The following is a 17,759-nucleotide window of genomic DNA, read 5'->3' as shown; positions in this document are numbered from 1 at the left end:
GGGGGGGTGCTTCGGTGCGGGGCGCCGGGTCCGACGCCCGCGGATCAGGCGGGTTCCGGTGCGGGGTGCTGGACCAGCGACCGGACGGTGACGGCCGACGGGTCGGTGTGGTCGAGGGCTGGCACGTCGCTGCCGGGCAGGGCGGCGGCAGCCGCTCCCGTGGCGACCGCCTGGGCGAGGCGCTGTTCGGGCGGGAGCCCGGCGACCTCGGCGAGCAGGTAGCCGGCGAGCGAGGAGTCCCCCGCGCCGACCGTCGAGCGCGCCACGATCCGTGGAGCGGCGGCCGCGTGGCTGCCGTCCTCGGTGACGAGCACGGCGCCGGCACTGCCGAGGGTGAGCAGGACCGTGCCGACGTTCTTCTCGCGCAACCGCTGGGCAGCGAGCGCGGCGGCCTCGACGTCGCGTTCGAACTCGTCCGGGTCGCCGCCGACGACCTCGGCGAGCTCCTCGGCGTTGGGCTTGACGAGGTCGATGTGTTCACCCGACTGCAGCAGCGCGGTGAACGGCACTCCCGACGAGTCGACCGCGATGCGGACCTCGTCGCCGTGGCGCTGCCGGACGGCACGGACCAGGACGGCGAGGGCGTCGTCGGGGAGCCCCGGGGGCAGCGAGCCGGCGAACACGACCCAGCGCGCGGCCGGGCCGGTGGCGGTCGCCGCCGCGGTGTCGGTCACGAGCGCCGCGAGGGCCTCCAGGCGGCCCGCGAGGGACGGCCCCGGCTCGTTGAGCTTCGTCGTGGTGCCGGTCGGCTCGGTCACGGTGACGTTCGACCGGAGCGGCGCGCCGATCGGCAGCGCGGCCGTGGGGATGCCGCGGGTCGCGAGGCCGAGCAGGACGGGGTCGAGCTCGTCGCCGGGCAGCACCGCGACGGTGTCCCCACCACTGGCGACGACCACCCGCGACACGTTGACGCCCTTGCCACCGGGCTCGGCGGTGCTGCGGACCGCGCGCTGCACGGCGCCGCGCTGCAGCTCGCCGGCGAGCTCGATGGTGCGGTCGAGGGAGGGGTTCGGCGTGACGGTGACGATGCGGGTGCTGGTCATGCCACGACCACCTCGACGTCGGCGTCGGCGAGCGCGCCGGCGAGGTCGGCCGGGGGCTGCTCGTCGGTGACGATCGTGTCGATCTCGTCGAGCCGGGCGAAGCGCATCAGCGCCTCGACCCCGTGCTTGGCGGCGTCGGCGAGGACGACGCTGCGTCGGGCGGCGAGCACGTAGGCGCCCTTGACCGCTGCCTCGTACTCGTCCGGCGTGCTGAGTCCGAAACCGGCGGAGAGGCCGTTCGTCCCGACGAAGGCGATGTCCGGTCGGAGGGCCCCGATCTGCTCGACCGTCGCGGTGCCGACGGCGGCGCTCGTGACGCCCCGGACACGTCCGCCCAGCAGGTGCAGCTCGACGTGCTCGCTGTGCTGGAGCGTCGACGCGATCGGGACGGAGTTCGTGATGACGGTGATCGTCGCGCCCGTCGTCGTCGGCTCCCAGCGGGCGAGCTCGGTGGCGACGGCGGCGCAGGTGGTGCCGGCGTCGAGGGCGATGGAGCCGGTGAAGGTCGGGGGGACCAGACGCATCGCGGCACGGGCGATGGCGGACTTCGCGGAGCCGTGCTGGCCCTCGCGCTCGGCGACGGTCAGCTCGACGACGCTGGAGCGCCCGACCGGGACGGCGCCGCCGTGCACCCGACGCAGGACCCCGGCGGTCTCGAGCAGGTCGAGGTCACGGCGCACGGTCTCGGTGGTCACGTCGAAGTGCTCGGCGAGGTCGGCGACGGAGACCCGCCCCGCCGACTGCAGCGCAGCGGCGATGGCGTCGTGCCGCTCGGTTGCGTACATGCCCGAACTCCTTCGTTCCCGTGGGTTTCGAGAACTGTACGTCCGTTTCCCACACGAACGCAACCGTTCCGTCACGGAACCAACACGAACACACATCTCGTCGCCCGAGTCGCCGCGAAGTCGCACGTTCCGCCGCCCGACCCCGCCCACGCACGACGACGCCCCGACCCGCCGCAGCAGGTCGGGGCGCCGGACGCCGCCACCTCAGCCCTTGACCGCCCCCGCCGTCATACCGCTGACGAGCCGTCGCTGCACGATGAGGAAGAACACCACGACCGGCACCGAGAACAGCACCGACGCGGCCATCAGCCCGCCGAAGTCGGTCCCCTTGTCGGTCGAGAACCCGGCGAGCCACACCGGCAGCGTGTACATCCCCTGGTCCTTCAGCATCACGTACGCCGTCAGGTAGTCGTTCCACGCCGCGATGAACGCGAAGACGCTCGTCGCGATCACCCCCGGCATGACGAGCGGGAACAGCACGCTCCACAGGATCCGGACGGTCCCGGCGCCGTCCACCCGGGCGGCCTCCTCGATCTCGACCGGCACCGCGACGAAGAACCCGCGCATCACCCAGATCGAGAACGGCAGGACGCTCGCGACGTACGCCAGGATCAGCCCGATGTAGCTGTTGAGCAGCCCGAGCGACTGGAACGACAGGAACAGCGGGATGAGGAGCGCCCCGGACGGGATCATCTGGACGAACAGGATCGCGACGAGGATCGCCCGGCGCCCCCGGAACCGGAAGCGGGACAGCGCCGCCGACGCCAGGAACCCGACGACGATGGACAGCAGCACGGCCGCGACGACCACGATCGCCGAGTTGCGCAGGTAGACCAGGAACCCGTCCTGCGTCAGTGCCCGGGTGAAGTTCTCGAGCGTCGGACGGAGCGGCAGCCAGATCGGGGTCAGCGTGGTGACCTCGTCGGCGGGCTTGAACGCGGTGTTCACCATCCAGTAGATGGGGAACACCCAGACCAGGCAGAACACCACGGCGATCGTGTTCGCGAGCACACGCGGCCGCCGCTTGCGTGCCCGGACCGGAGCCAGCGGACGCGCACCGCCGGGCGCTCCGACACGGCCGGCCCCTGCCACGTCCGGTTGCACCTCGGACGCGGTCGCCCCGGTCACCCCGGGGGTCGTGGTCGTCGTCACAGGTCCTCCTCCCCGCTCCGGACGAGCCGGCGGATGTAGTAGCTGGTCAGCGCACCGAGGATCAGCGTCGAGATGACGGCGATCGCGGCGCCCTGCCCGTAGGCGTTCGACACGAAGGACTTCACGAAGGTCCAGATGCCGAGGGTGAGCGTGGTGGACTCGGGGCCGCCCTTCGTGAGCAGCCAGATCTGGTTGAAGACGTTGAAGTCCCAGATCACCGAGAGGATCGTCACGAGCAGCAGTGTCGGCACGAGCGCCGGGAGCGTGATCGCGCGGTACATCGCCCACGCCGACGCACCGTCGAGCGCCCCGGCCTCGTAGTACTCCGGGGCGATCTGCGACTGCGCGGCGTAGAGCGTCAGGGCGACGAACGGCACCGCCTGCCAGATCACGAGGGACAGCACGATCGTCAGGGCCTGCCCGGGGCTCGACGCCCAGTTGTCCTGCGTGTGGTCGCCGAACACGCCGAGCTGGGTGATGAGCCAGTTCAGGACGCCGTAGAACGGCTGGAAGAGCCACTGCCAGACCAGGCTCGAGGCGACGTTCGGCATCGCCCACGCCAGGACGAGGACGACGCTGACCACCGTGCGCATCGCGACGCCGAGGCGGGTGAGCAGCTGCGAGACCGCCATGCCGATGCCGATGGTGCCGACGACCATCGCCCCCGTGACGAGGACCGTGCGGAGGATCACCGGCCAGAAGCTCGCGTCGGTCAGGACGTTCGTGTAGTTCGTGAACCCGGCGAACCCGGCCTGGCCGGTGAAGATCGCCCGGAGGCCGTAGTCCTGGAAGGAGATCACCAGGAGGCGGACGAGCGGGTAGACCACGAGCGCCAGCAGGAGCAGCGCGGCAGGGGCGAGCAGCAGGAGCGGTGCGCGGGACGCCGTGGGCGACCGGCGCGGCCGGGTGCCCGGCCCGGTCGAGACCGGGCCGGGCACCCGCTGCAGGGTCGAGGTCATCGACTACTGCTGCGCGTTGAGGGCGGAGGTGAGGTGCTCGGTGAAGCCCTCGGCCGCCTGCTTCGGTGACTTCCGGCCCGTCGCGATGTCGGCGAACATCGTCTGGAAGCTCGAGTCACCCTCGATCGTCGCCCACCCCGGTGTCGCCGGCGTCGGGCGGCTGGTGGAGGCCGCAGCGAAGTACGGCTTGTGGAGTTCGTCCACGTCCCCTGCGACCGCGTCGAGCAGCTGCGTCGAGTTCGGCTCCCAGCCGTCGACCCCGAACACCTGGTCCTGCTGGAACTTCTTCGAGGTCAGGGTCTTCATGTAGTAGAGCGCGAGGTCCTGGTTGGCGGACTTCGACGGGATGCCGAGGTCCGAGCCGCCGAGGAAGACCGGCTGCGTCTTGCCCTCGGTCTGCGAGGGCATCGCGAACGTGCCGATCTGGTCCTTCAGCTCGGGCTTGGCGGTGGTGATCGAACCGATCTCCCACGCCGAGCCGAGGATCGCGGAGGTGTTGCCCTGCGCGAAGATGTCGGACTCGGCCGGCTTGTCCGTGTTGATGTCCTGCGTGGACTTCGCCGAGTAGCTGTTCTGGAAGTTCTTCCACGCGGTCAGGCCCTTCACGGCGTCGGCCGAGTCGATCGCGCCCTTCCACTTGCCGCCCTGCTCGGTGGCGATCTGCCCCCCGGCGTCCCACACCCACTGCAGTCCGCCGTACCAGTACTGGCCGGGCATGTAGAAGGCCGAGAAGTCCGCCTGCGGGTTCTTCGCCTTGACCTTGTCGAGGTCGGCGGTGAGCTGGTCGTACGACGTCGGGACGTCGGTCACGCCGGCGTCGGCCCACATCTTCTTGTTGTAGATCACGGCGCGGTTGCCGGCGAAGAGCGGGGCACCGTAGAGCTTGCCGTCGACGGTCGCCGGCCCCTCGAGACCGGAGAGCCAGGTCTGGCCGCCCTGCAGCTCCTCCTTGTAGGGCGAGAGGTCCATCAGCCCACCGGTCGCCGCGTACACGGGGACCTGCGTGTTGCCGAGGTCGACCACGTCCGGCGCGTCCTTCTGGGCGAGCGCCGTCGTGAGCTTGGTCGTGATGCCGTCCCACTGTTGGAGCTGCAGCTTCACCTTGGCCCCCGTGGCCTTCGTGAACTGCTGCTCGGCGACGTCGAGGATCTTCGGGCTGAGGTCGCCGTTCATGATCCAGACGGTGAGGGTCTTGCCCTTGCCATCGGGTGTGCCGATGGACTTCGTGCCGCCGTCGGAAGCTCCGTTGCTTCCGGCGGAGCACCCGGTGAGGGCGAGCGCGCCTGCGAGGGCGAGCGCACCGAGTGCGGCGAAACGCGTGCGTGTCACGTTGACTCCCTTGGTCCGACCTTTATGAAAGGACGTTGCGTATTCGCAAGTGAAGACCTTCGGGGTGGCGTTGTCAAGCATCCGGACGGGACCCGCATGCGCCGCGGATCCGCGTGTTTCCGGGGGATCACGGTCGTCGAACAGATGACCTCCCGGCCTTGACGGACTGGTCATGACCAGGCATGATCAGCACCCGCTCCGGACGTGACGGCCTGGAGGCGCGACACCGGTCGACGGGACCGGCCCCGCTCCTTCAGACACGACAGCCCGGAGGCGCGACACCCGTCCACGGGACCGGCCCCGCGCCTCCGGACGCGACGGCGCGCGATGCGCGCCACGGATCGGCCGCGCCCGCTCCCCCCGCCGCGGGCGCCGCAGCTCAGACCGCGGCGAGCGCGGACGTCGGCGGGATGCGCGCCGCGCGCGCGGCCGGGTACAGCCCCGAGACGCCGCCGATGACCACGGTCGCCCCGAGTCCGCCGGCGACGGCCCACACCGGGATCGCGACCGGCCACCCCTGCCCCACGGCGAACGCGACGGTGACACCCACACCGATCACGACGCCCGCGACGCCCCCGAGGAACGAGAGCAGCAGCGACTCGACGAGGAACTGGTCGCGGATGTTCCGTCGTCGGGCCCCGAGCGCACGCCGCACGCCGACCTCCGCGCGGCGCTCCAGCACCGTGATGACCATCGTGTTCGCGACGCCGATCCCACCGACGAGCAGGGCGACGCCGCCGATGCCCACGAGGAGCCCCGTGAACGAGTCGTCCGTCGCGCTCTTCGCGGCCAGGGCGTCGGACGGCCGGGTGACACCGACGTCCTGGGGGCTGCCCGGGCTGATCGCGTTCGCGAGCACCGCGCGGGAGGCCGCCACCCGCTCCGGGTCGACCCGGGTGTGGACCGCGGTCGGGTGCCCGTCGAACCCGAGCTCCTCGGCGGTGCCCCGCGGGACGAACACCACCGTGTCGAGGTCCTCTGCGAGCGCGAGCGGTTCGAGCACCCCGACGACCGGCACCCACCGGCCGCCGAGCCACACCGCCGAGTCCGGACCGGCGTGGCCGATGCCGAGCGCCGTCGCGGCCCCGGCTCCGAGGACCACCTGCGCCGGCGCGTCCGGAGCCGGGTCGACCCACCGGCCGGAGGCCAGCGTCCCGCCGAGCACGCCGGGGACGTCGCCCCACACCGCCATCACGCCGAGGCCCTTCGACGCGGCGGCCGGCACGCGGTCGTTCCGGTAGACCCGACCCTCCGGCACCAGGCCGACGCCCGCGGCCTGCTCGACGACGTCCTGCCGCCGTGCGGAGTCCACGGCGGTCACCGGCAGCGGCGGCACGGCCACGAGGCCCTGCGCCTGTGTCGTCGTGAGCACGTTCGTGCCGAGGGCGTCGAGCACCCGGTCGAGTGCCGCCTTGCTCGAGGACGAGATGCCCACGACGGCGATCATCGCGGCGATGCCGATCGCGATGCCCAGTGCGGAGAGGACGACGCGGGTGGGACGGGTCCGCAGCCCGAAGACCCCGAGCCGGAACAGGTCGCCGGCGCCGAGCGTCCGGCGGGTCACCGGGCGCTCCCGGAGTCGGCCTCGATCCGACCGTCGCGCACCCGCACCTGCCGGGGCAGAGCGGCCGCGAGGTCGAGGTCGTGCGTGATGACGAGCACCGTCGTGCCGCCGTCGTTGAGGTCGCGCAGCAGCCCGAGGACCGCCGCACCGGAAGCCGTGTCGAGCGCCCCGGTGGGCTCGTCGGCGAGCAGGACCGTCGGCTCCCCGACGATCGCCCGCGCGATGGCGACCCGCTGCTTCTCGCCACCGGAGAGTTGCGGCGGCCGGTGTCCGACGCGGTGCCCTAGCCCGACGCGGTCGAGGGCGGCCACGGCGCGGTCGTGCCGCTCGCGTCGCGGGACGCCGCTGTAGAGCAGGCCGTCTGCGACGTTCTCGGCGGCGGTCGCCCCCGCCTGCAGGTGGAAGTGCTGGAAGACGAAGCCGATGTGCTCACCCCGGAGGGCGGAGAGCTCGTCGTCGGTCATCGATCCGACCTCGTCGCCGGCGATCGTGACCGTGCCGGACGTGGGCCGGTCGAGCGTCCCGACGATGTTGAGCATGGTCGACTTCCCCGAGCCCGACGGCCCGACGATCGCGACGAGCTCCCCCGCCGCCACGTCGAGCGAGACGCCGCGGAGGGCCCCGACGTCGCCGTAGGTCTTCACGACGTCGCGCAGCGAGAGCACGACCCCGGAGCCGCGGCGGTCGGTGCCGATGGCCGAGGTCGTGGCGGCGCCGGTGTCCGAGGTCCCGGCGGCGCCGGTGGACGAGGTCCCGGCGGCGCTGGTGGCCGTGGCCGTGGCCCTGGCCCTGACCGTCGTCGCGGTCACGAGGGCACCACCACGCGGTCGCCGGCGTGCACGTCCCCGGTGACGGCGACCCGTCCGTCCGCGACGAACCCCGCCCGGACCGGCACCCGCTCCGTGGTGCCGTCCCGGACCACGTCGACCGCGTACCCGCCCGACGCTCCCCGGGCGACGAGCGCCGCGACGGGCACGGAGAGCACCCCGCGCTCCGTCGTCCCCGCCGCCTCGATCCGTGCGGACGCCGCCGCGGGCAGCTCCCGGTCGCCCGGGTCGAAGTCGATGGTGACGTCGACCGTCGCCGACCCGTCGTTCCCCTCCCCCGGCGCCGCGTCCACGACCTTCCCGCGCAGCGCACCTCCGGAGCCGTTCACCCGGATCTCGACGTCGGTCCCGACGGCGAGTCGATCGGCGTCACGCTGCGAGACCGACGCGGTGACCACGCGCCGCGTACTGGTGACCGACAGCACGTCGCCACCGGCCGGGCGGCCGAGGACGCCCGGCACCGCGGCGACGCGGACCGCACCGTCGACGAAGGCGACGTCGTCCGACGTGAGCACCCCGGTGACCTCGAGTCCCCGGTCCCGCTGCCAGTGTCGGACCGCTGCGCGGGTGCGTGGCCCGAACACCTCGTCGACGGAGACGTCGTAGCCCAGTGCCGCCAGGTTCTCGTTGAGCTGTCGGACGTCGGCTCCGCGGAGCCCCGCCCGGAGGTCGCGCCACAGCGGCGTGCTGCCGTACAGCGCGCGGACCGGGCGCTCGTCGACCGCGTACAGCGGTTGATCGCGCTCGACCACGGCGCCGGGCTCCGGCAGCCACGTCAGGGTCCCGGCCGCCGCCCCCGGCACCGCGCTCGTCGAGCCGTAGCCGAGCGTCCCGGCGAAGACCCTCGAGTCGGTCAGGTCGCCCTCCGTCACCTCCGCCGTGTCCGGCGGCGTGGTGCGCCCGTCCGCGGCTCCGGCCGCGACCGCCGACGTGCCCGGCTCCAGGCCGAACACCGACCACGTCCCGATCCCGACCGCCACCACGGCCACGAGGCAGATCCCTGCGACCGTGCAGCGCTTCGTCCGGACCCGCATCACTCCCCCTGGCCCGTCGACGCGGCCGCCTGGTCGGAGCACGCCGCCTGTTCGCGCTCGAACGCTGCGCGGTCGCCGCTCGGGACGTAGGAACCCTGCGCTTCCACGTCGTCCGGGAAGTCCTCGTACCCCGCACCGCGCATGCACTCCGCGACGGACCGCGCCGTGTCCGCCAGCCCGGGCATCGGCTGCGCCGGGATCACGTCACCGGCCTCCTGCCCCGCCTCGGTGCAGCCCACCAGGTCGTCGCGCCACTGGTCGGCGTCGACGCCGTCCGGCGGCGAGAGGCTGATCTGGCCCGAGCCCGGGTCCTCCATGTCGTACCCCCGGTCCCGCATGCACGCCGCCAGGGCTGCTGCGCCGGAGTTCGACGGGCCGTCGGCGGCGGTGCCACGGTCGGGCGACGCACTGCAGGCGGCGAGGAGGCCCGGCAGCAGGAGCACGCCGGAGACGAGGGAGACGGTGGTGCGCGTGACCGCGCGGGTCCTGGTGCGGAGATCACTGGTCATGGCACCAGCACACCTGATCGGCTGTTTCGCGAGCGGTACCCCCGGGATCACACCGACGAAACACCCACGCGCACGTGCAGCCCGCCGTCGGGCCGTGGCGCGACCGCCAGCTCCCACCCGTGCGCTCGGGCGACCGCGACCACGATCGACAGCCCGAGGCCGCTGTGCCGTCGCGACCCCGCAGCACCGCCCCGCCGGAAGGGCTCGAGCAGACCCGCCACGTCCCCCGGCGCGACGACGGGCCCGGAGTTCTCGACGGTCAGACCGGCGGCGTCCACGCCGACGGTCACGAAGCCGCCCGGCCGGTTGTACTCGACGGCGTTGTCGACGAGGTTGGCGAGGAGTTGCCGGACGAGTGTCGGCTCACCCCGGACGGCGGCGGCCGCCCCGCCTGGAGGCGCGGTGCCGGCCCGGTAGGTCAGCGTCACGTCGACTCGTCCGGCCGCGTCCAGTGCCGCGCCGGTCACGTCGTCCGCGACGGCCGCCAGGTCGACCACGGTCGCGCGGTCGTCGAGTCCCCGGTCCGCCTCGGCGAGCACGAGCAGGCTCTCCACCAGGTGCTCCGTCCGGCGGTTCTGGTCGAGGAGCTCCTCGCGAGCCGTGACGACCTCGACGGGCGACGCGTCGTCTGGCAGCCCGATCTGCAGGGCCGCGCGTTGGACCGCCAGCGGCGTGCGGAGTTCGTGTGCGGCCTGGGCGATGAAGCGCCGCTGGCTCTCGAACGCCGTGTCGAGCCGCTCGAGCAGGGCGTCGATCGTCGTGGACAGACGTCGGAGCTCGTCGTCCGGGCCGCCCAGGTCGATGCGTTCGTGCAGGTTCGACGCCGAGATGCGCGTCGTCGTCTCGGTGATCGCGTCGATCGGACGGAGCATCCGCCGGCTGACCAGCCATCCGACCCCGCCGGCCAGGACGCCCGCGGTGACGATGCCGACGGCGGACCACTGCCACTGCAGCGCGGCGACCTGCGCGACGATGCGGAGGCTGCTCGCGGAGTCCTGCAGCGTTTCCGGCTCGACCGGGGTGGCCGGGCCGGTCGGCGACGGTCCGCCGGGCGAGGGGGAGGTGACCGGTGGGAGGGTCGCCGGGAAGGACCGCGCGGCGGACTGCTGCGACGCCAGGTTCACGAACCCGAGCACCGCGGCGGTCAGCACCATCGACGCGACGGCGAAGACGAGCGCCGTGCGGACCCGGATGCTCAGGGGCCGGGTCACAGCGCGTAGCCGGAGCCGGGGACGGTCCGGATCGGGTCCGGGTCGCCGAGCTTCCGCCGGAGCTTCGACATCGTCACCCGCACCGCCGCGGTGAAGGGGTCGATGTTCCTGTCCCACACCTTCTCGAGCAGCTCCTCGGCGGGGACGACCCGGCCGTCCGCACGGAGGAGGGTCTCGAGCACGCCGAGTTCCTTCGTGGTGAGGTCGAGCGGTCGCCCGTCGCGGGTGGCGATCCGCCGGTTCGTGTCGAGGAGCAGTCCGGCGCGTTCGAGGACCGGAGCGACGGGGGCGACCGACCGGCGGCCGAGCGCGCGCACTCGCGCGACGAGCTCCGGGTACTCGAACGGCTTCGTCAGGTAGTCGTCCGCGCCGAGTTCGAGGCCGTGGACCCGGTCCGTCAGGGTCGACGCGGCGGTGAGCATGAGGATCCGGGTGACCGAACCCCGATCGGCGAGGCGTCGTGCGACCTCGTCGCCGTGCATGCCTGGGACGTCCCGGTCGAGCACGACGACGTCGTAGTCGTTCACCGTGAGGAGTTCGTCGGCGTCGTCGCCACGGTGCACGACGTCGACCGCCATGTCCTGGCGGGTGAGCCCCTTCCCGACGAGCTCCGCCAGGGCCACCTCGTCGTCCACCACGAGCACGCGCACACCGACGCCCCTCAGGAGTCCGAGGGGTGGACGGTCACGGTGCCGGCGAGTTCGTCGACGTGGACGGTGAAGGCCGGTCCGCGGCGGCCTGTGCCGGGGACGACGGTCAGGGGAACGGTGTCGACGCTGAGGTGTTCCATGCATCCAGCATGTCGGACGCGATGTTTCAGCGGGGTAACGATTCGGCGCGCTCAGGCGTCGAACGGCACCTCGCCGTGGTCGCTCACACCCGCACGCTGCCGGTAGGCCAGGTGTCCACCGAGGTAGCCGCCGACACCGACGACCGTGAGACCGGCGAACCCGAGGAGCTTGCCCGCGCCGTGGTTGCCGCGCTTCCGCTGCATCCAGGACAGGCCGTAGAGCGAGATGCCGACCCAGTTCACCGCCTGGTGCACCCACCCCGTCCGGAGTTGCTCGCGGTCGAGCTCGGACCAGTCGACGTAGCCGGCGAGCGACGCGCTGCCCGAGGACACCAGTCCGACACCCACCAGGGTCTTCGCCGCCTTGGCGTTCCCCTTCCCGCCGACCAGGTCGAGCACCGCCGCCGAGATCCAGGCGCCGAGCGGTACCTGCACCATCAGGGGGTGGAGCGGGTGCCCGAACGGCACGCCGTGCAGCAGCTGGCGGAGCGCCTTCGGCTTGGCGAGCGCGTTGACGACGGAGCGGTCGATGTCGACGGCCTTGTCGAGCACGCTCGCGTGCTCGACGGCGTCGGTGAGGCGACGGAACGCGCGGATCTCAGGCATGCACTGGACGGTAGGCCTGCGGGCGCCGTGGCGGTCCCAGGAACCGGCGCCGCGCCTCCCGTCGGGAGCACCGCCGGCGGAACCAGGTTCCGGTCACAGCACCAGGGGTCTCCGCGGTGTCGTGACCGGAACCTGGTTCCGGGCGGTCTACTCCTCGACGATCTCCGCCAGCTCGAACGGCTCGACCGTCAGCTCGTCGCCACCCGCGGCGACGTCGACGCGGACGGTGTCGCCGTCGCGGACGTCGCCCGACAGGATCGCCCGCGCGAGGCGGTCGTCGATCTGCCGCTGCATCAGGCGACGCAAGGGGCGCGCGCCGTACACGGGGTCGTAGCCGCGCTCGGCGAGCCAGCTGCGGGCGTCCGGCGTGACCGCGAGCTCCAGCCGGCGATCGGTCAGCCGCCGCGCGAGGCGGTCGACGTAGAGCGAGACGATCTGGCCGAGGTCCTCCTCCGTCAGCGCCTGGAACACGACGATGTCGTCGAGCCGGTTGATGAACTCCGGCCGGAACGCCTGCTGGACGAGCTCGCGCACGGCCTCCTCGCGCTGCACGTCGCTGATCGAGCGGTCCGTCATGAACTGCGAGCCGAGGTTCGACGTCAGGATCAGAATCGTGTTCCGGAAGTCCACCGTGCGGCCCTGGCCGTCGGTCAGGCGACCGTCGTCGAGGACCTGCAGCAGCACGTCGAAGACCTCGGGGTGCGCCTTCTCGATCTCGTCGAGCAGCACCACGGAGTAGGGGCGACGTCGGACGGTCTCGGTGAGCTGCCCGCCGGCCTCGTACCCGACGTACCCGGGCGGGGCGCCGATGAGCCGCGCGACGGAGTGCTTCTCGCCGTACTCGCTCATGTCGATGCGGACGAGGGCCTTCTCGTCGTCGAACAGGAACTCGGCGAGCGCCTTCGCCAGCTCGGTCTTGCCGACGCCGGTGGGGCCGAGGAACAGGAAGGAGCCCGTCGGCCGGTCCGGGTCGGAGATGCCGGCACGGGTGCGGCGCACCGCTTCGGACACGGTCGACACGGCCGTGCGCTGCCCGATGATCCGTCGGCCGAGCTCGTTCTCGAGGTGCAGGAGCTTCTCGGTCTCGCCCTGCAGCAGGCGCCCGAGCGGGATGCCCGTCCACTGGGCGATGACGGCCGCGATGTCCTCGTCGGTCACGCTGTCGTTCACCATGCGGTCGGCGCTCTCGGCCTGTTCTGCAGCAGCGAGCTCGGCCTCGATGCGCGGCTTCTCGCTGTACTCGATGCGCGAGACCAGCTCGTAGTCCGCCTCGCGCTGCGCCCGCTGGCTCCGCATGTTGAGCTCGTCGAGCTGCTGCTTGAGCTCGCCGATCCGGTTCAGGCTGGCGCGCTCGGCCTGCCACCGTTGTTCGAGCCCCGTCAGGAGCTCCTGACGGCTGGCCAGCTCGCCGCGCAGGGTCTCGAGGCGCGCCTTCGAGGCGTCGTCCTTCTCCTGCTTGAGCGCGAACTCCTCGACGCGGAGGCGGTCCACCGTGCGCTTCAGCTCGTCGATCTCGACCGGGCTCGAGTCGATCTCCATGCGGAGTCGGCTGGCGGCCTCGTCGATGAGGTCGATCGCCTTGTCGGGGAGCTGCCGCCCGGAGATGTACCGGTTCGACAGGCTCGACGCGGCGACGAGCGCGGAGTCGTTGATCGTCACCTTGTGGTGTGCCTCGTAGCGCTCCTTCAGCCCGCGGAGGATCGCGACCGTGTCCTCGACGCTGGGCTCGCCGACGAAGACCTGCTGGAAGCGCCGTTCGAGCGCGGCGTCCTTCTCGATGTACTCGCGGTACTCGTCGAGGGTCGTCGCCCCGATCAGCCGGAGCTCACCGCGCGCGAGCATCGGCTTGAGCATGTTCGATGCCGCGACGGATCCCTCGCCACCGCCGGCGCCCATGAGCGTGTGCAGCTCGTCGATGAACGTGATCACCTGCCCGTCGGAGTCGTTGATCTCCTTGAGCACGGCCTTGAGCCGCTCCTCGAACTCGCCGCGGTACTTGGCGCCGGCGATGAGGGCGGACATGTCGAGCGACACGAGTCGCTTGTCCTTGAGCGAGTCGGCGACGTCACCCGCGACGATGCGCTGGGCGAGTCCTTCGACGACGGCGGTCTTGCCGACGCCGGGTTCCCCGATGAGCACGGGGTTGTTCTTGGTGCGGCGCGTCAGCACCTGGCTGACGCGGCGGATCTCGGCGTCGCGGCCGATCACCGGGTCGAGCTTGCCACTGCGGGCGATCTCGGTGAGGTCGACGCCGTACTGCTCGAGGGCGGTCTTCTGTCGCTCTTGCGAGTCAGGAGCGCCCTGGAGGTTCGCCATGCGTTCCGTCCTTTCGTTGCGGTTGGTCCTGGAGTTGAGTCTACTGCACTCAACTTCCGTCCGTCAGGCTTTGTTCCCGCCGGTCTGCCGTCTCCCCACGAGGGTTGCGGATGCCGATCGCACTGACCGCCGCTCCAGCCAGCAGCAGGAGCGCCATCACCACCATGGCCCGGTGCAGCCCCTCGACGCCCACCTCGCCGCCGAGGACGACCCCCGCGAGCGCCACCGTCACCAGGCCGGCGATGCGGGCGACGGCGTTGTTCACCGCGGACCCCGACCCCGCTTCGGACTGCGGGACCGACCCCAGGACGGCGCTCGTCAGCGGCGTCACCATGATCGAGATGCCCGCTCCGACGAGCACCAGCCCCGGCAGGACCGACCACCAGTACCCGGCCGGGTCGTCGCCGGCACCGAGCAGCAGGAGGGCGCCGACCGCGCCGATCGCCGGCCCCGCCGCCATGAACCACCGCGGCCCGTACTTCCCGGCGAGGGACCCGACCGTCGTCGACAGCAGCAGGAGCATCACGGTCGGGGGCAGCGTCGCGAGCCCGGCGAGCCACGCGGGGAACCGCCAGACCTCCTGCAGGAACAGCGTGACCACGAAGAACACCATGCCGAGGGCACCGTAGATCGACAGTGTCGCGAGGTTGCCCACCGCGAAGTTGCGCGCCCGGAACAGCTCGAGCGGGACGAGCGGGGCACCGGACGTCCGGGTGACCCGGCGTTCCCACGGCACGAACGCCGCGAGCGACACGGCACCGACCACGAGGGCGACCACCACGACCGGGGCGCCCCAGCCCAGCCGCTCCTGCTCGATGAGCCCGAGCACCACACCACCGACGCCGACGACCGCGAGCACCGCGCCGACGACGTCGACCTCCGCGCGCGGCCCGACGCGGACCTCGGCCCGGATGCGCCGCACGAGCGGGATCGTCACCGCGATCGGGACCGCGGTCAGCACGAAGATCCATCGCCAGCCGATGCCGTCCGCGATGAGACCGCCGACCACGGGGCCGAGGATCGTCGCCGCACTCGACCACGCCGTCCACGTGCCGATGGCCTTCGCCTGCGCCGCTCCCCGGAACGCCGCGACGATGAGCGCGAGCGCACTCGGCGTCACGAGCGCTCCCCCGACGCCCTGCAACGCCCGCGCGACGATGAGCACCTCGCCGCTCGGTGCGACGGCACAGACGACCGAGGCGACCCCGAAGACGACGAGTCCCCACGTGATGATGCGCACACGGCCGAACAGGTCGGACAGGCTCCCCGCGACGAGGATGAGCGAGCCGAGCGTGACGAGGTAGGCGTCGACGGTCCACTGCTGCACGACCAGCCCACCACCGAGTTCGTCGCGGATCGCCGGGAGCGCCACGTTCACGACGCTCGAGTCGAGGCCGACCACGAACGAGGACAGGATGGCCACCACGAGCACCACGCGGCGGTCGTCGCGCAGGGGCGCCGCAGGAGAGGTCATGTGCTCATCCTCCGCCCCACGAGCCGTTCGTGGGCGCGTCGTGGGAGGGCGGCCCCTCGGCGGGTGACGAGGGCGCGGGGATCGTCGGCTCGAGGCCGGCGACCGAGCCTCCCCACGATCGGGCTGCCGCCAGGACCCCGGAACGCCGAAGCCCCCGCGACCGGAGTGGTCGCGGGGGCTGCCGACAGGACGGGGCTGGGTGTCCTAGATCTGGGTGTGGTTCCGGGAGTCCGCGTTCGGCTGGACCGACGGGCCGGGGTTCACGACCGGCTGCGCGACCGGAGCTGCGGGCTCGGCGGTCGTGTTCTGCACGGTGGTGTTCTGGACGCCGTCGGTGCCGGTGCCCTTCTTGTCGTCGCCCATCTCCTTCTTGAAGATGTTGATCGACTGCCCGAGGCCCTTGGCGAGCGCCGGGAGCTTCGTCGCACCGAACAGCAGGATGATGATCCCGAGGAGGATCAGCAGGTGTACTCCGCCGAGGTTTCCGAGCATCATGACTCCTTGAATCTGGATCTGGTCGCCGTCTCCGTGTCACCGTCGACGCGGGCGGCGGAAGTCCGTCGTCCCACCATCGTAACTCGCACGCCGGGGGAATCACAGGCCGGGCGTCCGACGGACACCGTTCGCTCAGACTCGACCCTCAGTAGGCGCCTCGTGAGCGCAGCACCGACGGGATCGTCCGGGCCAGGATGACCACGTCGTGCACGAAGGACCAGTTCTCGACGTAGTGCAGGTCGAGTCGGAGCCCGTCCGCCCAGTCGAGGTTCGAGCGCCCGCTGATCTGCCACAGTCCGGTCATCCCCGGCGTGACGAGCAGGCGCCGGTCCGCGAAGTCCTCGTAGAGGGCGACCTCGCGCGGGAGCGCCGGGCGCGGCCCGACCAGGCTCATCGACCCGGTGAACACGTTCCACAGCTGCGGGAGCTCGTCGAGCGACGTCCGCCGCAGGACCGCGCCGACCCGGGTGACCCGCGGGTCGTCCTTCATCTTGAAGAGCGGCCCCGCTCCCTCGTTCGACGGAGCGAGCGCGGCGACCCGGTCTTCGGCGTCGGTGCACATCGTCCGGAACTTCAGGATGGAGAACTCCCGGCCGCCCCGGCCGACACGCGTCTGCCGGAACAGGACGGGCCCGCGGTCGTCAGCGCGGATCACGACCGCGACGAGGGCGAACACGGGTGCGAGGAGGAGCAACCCGAGTCCGGCGCCGACGACGTCGAGCGCCCGCTTGCCCAGCCGTCGACGGTAGTCCGGCGTCTCGACGTGCATGAGCGGCAGCCCGTCCACCGGCCGTTCGTGCACGCGACCGGCCGCGATGTCGGCGAGCGGCGACGACACGACGAGCTCGACGCCGCGCTCCTCGAGCTGCCAGCCGAGGCGCCGGAGCCGCTCGTGGCCGCCACGGACGGCACCGGCGACGACCACGGCGGAGACCCGCTCAGCCTGCGCCAGGTCGAGTACCGCGTCGACGCCGCCCAGCACCGGCACCACCGCGCCGTCGAGGTCGATGTCGTCGCCCGCGGGGAGGCAGTCGGTCACGACGGCCCGGACGCGGTACCCGGCCGTGGGCGTGGCAGCGATGCGACGACCGACGTAGCGGACGTCCTCGGCGTCCCCGACGAGCAGGACGTCCTGCAACCGCTCCCCGCGCGCCCGTCGACGGACGAGGGCGGTCCGGAGCGCCTTCCGACCGAGCGCGAGGAACAGCAGCCCGAGCGGGAAGGCGACGGCGACGTAGCCGCGGGCGAGGTCGATGCTCGCGGCGTACGCGACCACGGCGACGACCGCCCCCGCGACGAGGCTGGCCGTCAGCAGGCGTCGGTACTCGTCACCGCCGACACCGGTGATGCGGGGATCGCGGGTGCGGAACACCGCGAGCAGACCCATCCAGACGACCACGATCGCGGGAGCGACGACGAACTCGACCCAGCCGGCGACGACCGATCCCCGGGGTAGCTCCCACGGGAACCGGACCACGTGCGCCACGAGGAATGCCACGAGCAGCAGCCCGAGGTCCATCGCGGCGGTGCCGGCGGCGGGCCCCAGGGCCGGTCGTGCGCGGCTGGACGACACCGCTCGACCCCGCTCCGGCGGAGCGGAACGGGACACGGGACGGAGCGCGAGTGACATCGAGACGACCTTCGATCGACCACCGGCACGGCGGG

17 protein-coding genes are annotated in these 17,759 nt (G+C 72.2%); all 17 read right to left on the bottom strand.

Features of this window, described 5'->3' with window-relative positions:
• Nucleotides 1–44: 44 nt before the first annotated feature.
• Nucleotides 45–1,043, bottom strand: a complete 999-nt coding sequence (locus tag AAEP86_RS06585; protein WP_420369739.1) for a 1-phosphofructokinase family hexose kinase — start codon at nt 1,041–1,043, stop codon at nt 45–47.
• Nucleotides 1,040–1,828, bottom strand: coding sequence for a DeoR/GlpR family DNA-binding transcription regulator (locus AAEP86_RS06580; RefSeq protein ID WP_420369738.1), 789 nt, complete (start codon nt 1,826–1,828; stop codon nt 1,040–1,042). The genes AAEP86_RS06585 and AAEP86_RS06580 overlap by 4 nt, the downstream gene beginning before the upstream one ends.
• A gap of 204 nt (nt 1,829–2,032) precedes the next feature.
• Nucleotides 2,033–2,980 carry a carbohydrate ABC transporter permease gene (locus tag AAEP86_RS06575; RefSeq protein ID WP_420369737.1) on the bottom strand — a complete coding sequence of 316 codons (948 nt, stop codon included), beginning with the start codon at nt 2,978–2,980 and terminating at the stop codon, nt 2,033–2,035.
• Nucleotides 2,977–3,939 (bottom strand): carbohydrate ABC transporter permease, encoded by a 963-nt coding sequence (locus AAEP86_RS06570; protein ID WP_420369736.1) that lies wholly within the window; start codon nt 3,937–3,939, stop codon nt 2,977–2,979. The genes AAEP86_RS06575 and AAEP86_RS06570 overlap by 4 nt, the downstream gene beginning before the upstream one ends.
• Before the next feature lie 3 nt (nt 3,940–3,942).
• Nucleotides 3,943–5,268: a sugar ABC transporter substrate-binding protein gene (locus AAEP86_RS06565; RefSeq protein WP_420369735.1), complete on the bottom strand. Its 1,326-nt coding sequence runs from the start codon at nt 5,266–5,268 to the stop codon at nt 3,943–3,945.
• A gap of 379 nt (nt 5,269–5,647) precedes the next feature.
• Nucleotides 5,648–6,832, bottom strand: a complete 1,185-nt coding sequence (locus AAEP86_RS06560; RefSeq protein WP_420369734.1) for an ABC transporter permease — start codon at nt 6,830–6,832, stop codon at nt 5,648–5,650.
• The gene (locus tag AAEP86_RS06555) at nt 6,829–7,497 is read right to left on the bottom strand and encodes an ABC transporter ATP-binding protein (RefSeq protein WP_420370454.1); all 669 of its coding nucleotides are present in this window, start codon (nt 7,495–7,497) and stop codon (nt 6,829–6,831) included. Before AAEP86_RS06555 ends, AAEP86_RS06560 begins: the two co-directional genes overlap by 4 nt.
• 140 nt (nt 7,498–7,637) lie before the next feature.
• A complete protein-coding gene (locus tag AAEP86_RS06550) occupies nt 7,638–8,693 on the bottom strand; it encodes a peptidoglycan-binding protein (RefSeq protein WP_420369733.1) in 1,056 nt (351 codons plus the stop codon).
• Nucleotides 8,693–9,202 (bottom strand): hypothetical protein, encoded by a 510-nt coding sequence (locus tag AAEP86_RS06545; protein WP_420369732.1) that lies wholly within the window; start codon nt 9,200–9,202, stop codon nt 8,693–8,695. Before AAEP86_RS06545 ends, AAEP86_RS06550 begins: the two co-directional genes overlap by 1 nt.
• 47 nt (nt 9,203–9,249) lie before the next feature.
• Nucleotides 9,250–10,413, bottom strand: a complete 1,164-nt coding sequence (locus tag AAEP86_RS06540; RefSeq protein ID WP_420369731.1) for a sensor histidine kinase — start codon at nt 10,411–10,413, stop codon at nt 9,250–9,252.
• Complete coding sequence (locus AAEP86_RS06535; protein WP_420369730.1) at nt 10,410–11,063, bottom strand: response regulator transcription factor; 654 nt, start codon at nt 11,061–11,063, stop codon at nt 10,410–10,412. The genes AAEP86_RS06540 and AAEP86_RS06535 overlap by 4 nt, the downstream gene beginning before the upstream one ends.
• 11 nt (nt 11,064–11,074) lie before the next feature.
• Nucleotides 11,075–11,203: a hypothetical protein gene (locus tag AAEP86_RS06530; protein ID WP_420369729.1), complete on the bottom strand. Its 129-nt coding sequence runs from the start codon at nt 11,201–11,203 to the stop codon at nt 11,075–11,077.
• Nucleotides 11,204–11,254: 51 nt separating this feature from the next.
• The gene (locus AAEP86_RS06525) at nt 11,255–11,809 is read right to left on the bottom strand and encodes a DUF2231 domain-containing protein (protein WP_420369728.1); all 555 of its coding nucleotides are present in this window, start codon (nt 11,807–11,809) and stop codon (nt 11,255–11,257) included.
• Between the two features lie 147 nt (nt 11,810–11,956).
• Complete coding sequence (locus AAEP86_RS06520; RefSeq protein WP_420369727.1) at nt 11,957–14,125, bottom strand: ATP-dependent Clp protease ATP-binding subunit; 2,169 nt, start codon at nt 14,123–14,125, stop codon at nt 11,957–11,959.
• Between the two features lie 49 nt (nt 14,126–14,174).
• Entirely contained in the window at nt 14,175–15,599 is a 1,425-nt protein-coding gene (locus AAEP86_RS06515; RefSeq protein ID WP_420369726.1) for an MFS transporter, read from the bottom strand.
• Nucleotides 15,600–15,803: 204 nt separating this feature from the next.
• Complete coding sequence (gene tatA, locus AAEP86_RS06510; RefSeq protein WP_420369725.1) at nt 15,804–16,094, bottom strand: twin-arginine translocase TatA/TatE family subunit; 291 nt, start codon at nt 16,092–16,094, stop codon at nt 15,804–15,806.
• A gap of 145 nt (nt 16,095–16,239) precedes the next feature.
• Nucleotides 16,240–17,724 (bottom strand): sugar transferase, encoded by a 1,485-nt coding sequence (locus AAEP86_RS06505; RefSeq protein WP_420369724.1) that lies wholly within the window; start codon nt 17,722–17,724, stop codon nt 16,240–16,242.
• Nucleotides 17,725–17,759 lie beyond the last annotated feature (35 nt).

Source organism: Curtobacterium sp. L1-20 (assembly GCF_048755855.1).
Lineage (GTDB): Bacteria > Actinomycetota > Actinomycetes > Actinomycetales > Microbacteriaceae > Curtobacterium.
The sequence above is the reverse complement of the archived record's forward strand: the minus strand, read 5'-3'. Positions and strand labels throughout refer to the sequence as shown.

Coding starts and splice junctions, on each gene's coding strand:
- AAEP86_RS06585 (WP_420369739.1), bottom strand. CDS start 1,043: ATGACCAGCACCCGCATCGTCACCGTCACGCCGAACCCCTCCCTCGAC.
- AAEP86_RS06580 (WP_420369738.1), bottom strand. CDS start 1,828: ATGTACGCAACCGAGCGGCACGACGCCATCGCCGCTGCGCTGCAGTCG.
- AAEP86_RS06570 (WP_420369736.1), bottom strand. CDS start 3,939: ATGACCTCGACCCTGCAGCGGGTGCCCGGCCCGGTCTCGACCGGGCCG.
- AAEP86_RS06550 (WP_420369733.1), bottom strand. CDS start 8,693: ATGCGGGTCCGGACGAAGCGCTGCACGGTCGCAGGGATCTGCCTCGTG.
- AAEP86_RS06545 (WP_420369732.1), bottom strand. CDS start 9,202: ATGACCAGTGATCTCCGCACCAGGACCCGCGCGGTCACGCGCACCACC.
- AAEP86_RS06530 (WP_420369729.1), bottom strand. CDS start 11,203: ATGGAACACCTCAGCGTCGACACCGTTCCCCTGACCGTCGTCCCCGGC.
- AAEP86_RS06525 (WP_420369728.1), bottom strand. CDS start 11,809: ATGCCTGAGATCCGCGCGTTCCGTCGCCTCACCGACGCCGTCGAGCAC.
- AAEP86_RS06520 (WP_420369727.1), bottom strand. CDS start 14,125: ATGGCGAACCTCCAGGGCGCTCCTGACTCGCAAGAGCGACAGAAGACC.
- AAEP86_RS06515 (WP_420369726.1), bottom strand. CDS start 15,599: ATGACCTCTCCTGCGGCGCCCCTGCGCGACGACCGCCGCGTGGTGCTC.
- tatA (WP_420369725.1), bottom strand. CDS start 16,094: ATGATGCTCGGAAACCTCGGCGGAGTACACCTGCTGATCCTCCTCGGG.
- AAEP86_RS06505 (WP_420369724.1), bottom strand. CDS start 17,724: ATGTCACTCGCGCTCCGTCCCGTGTCCCGTTCCGCTCCGCCGGAGCGG.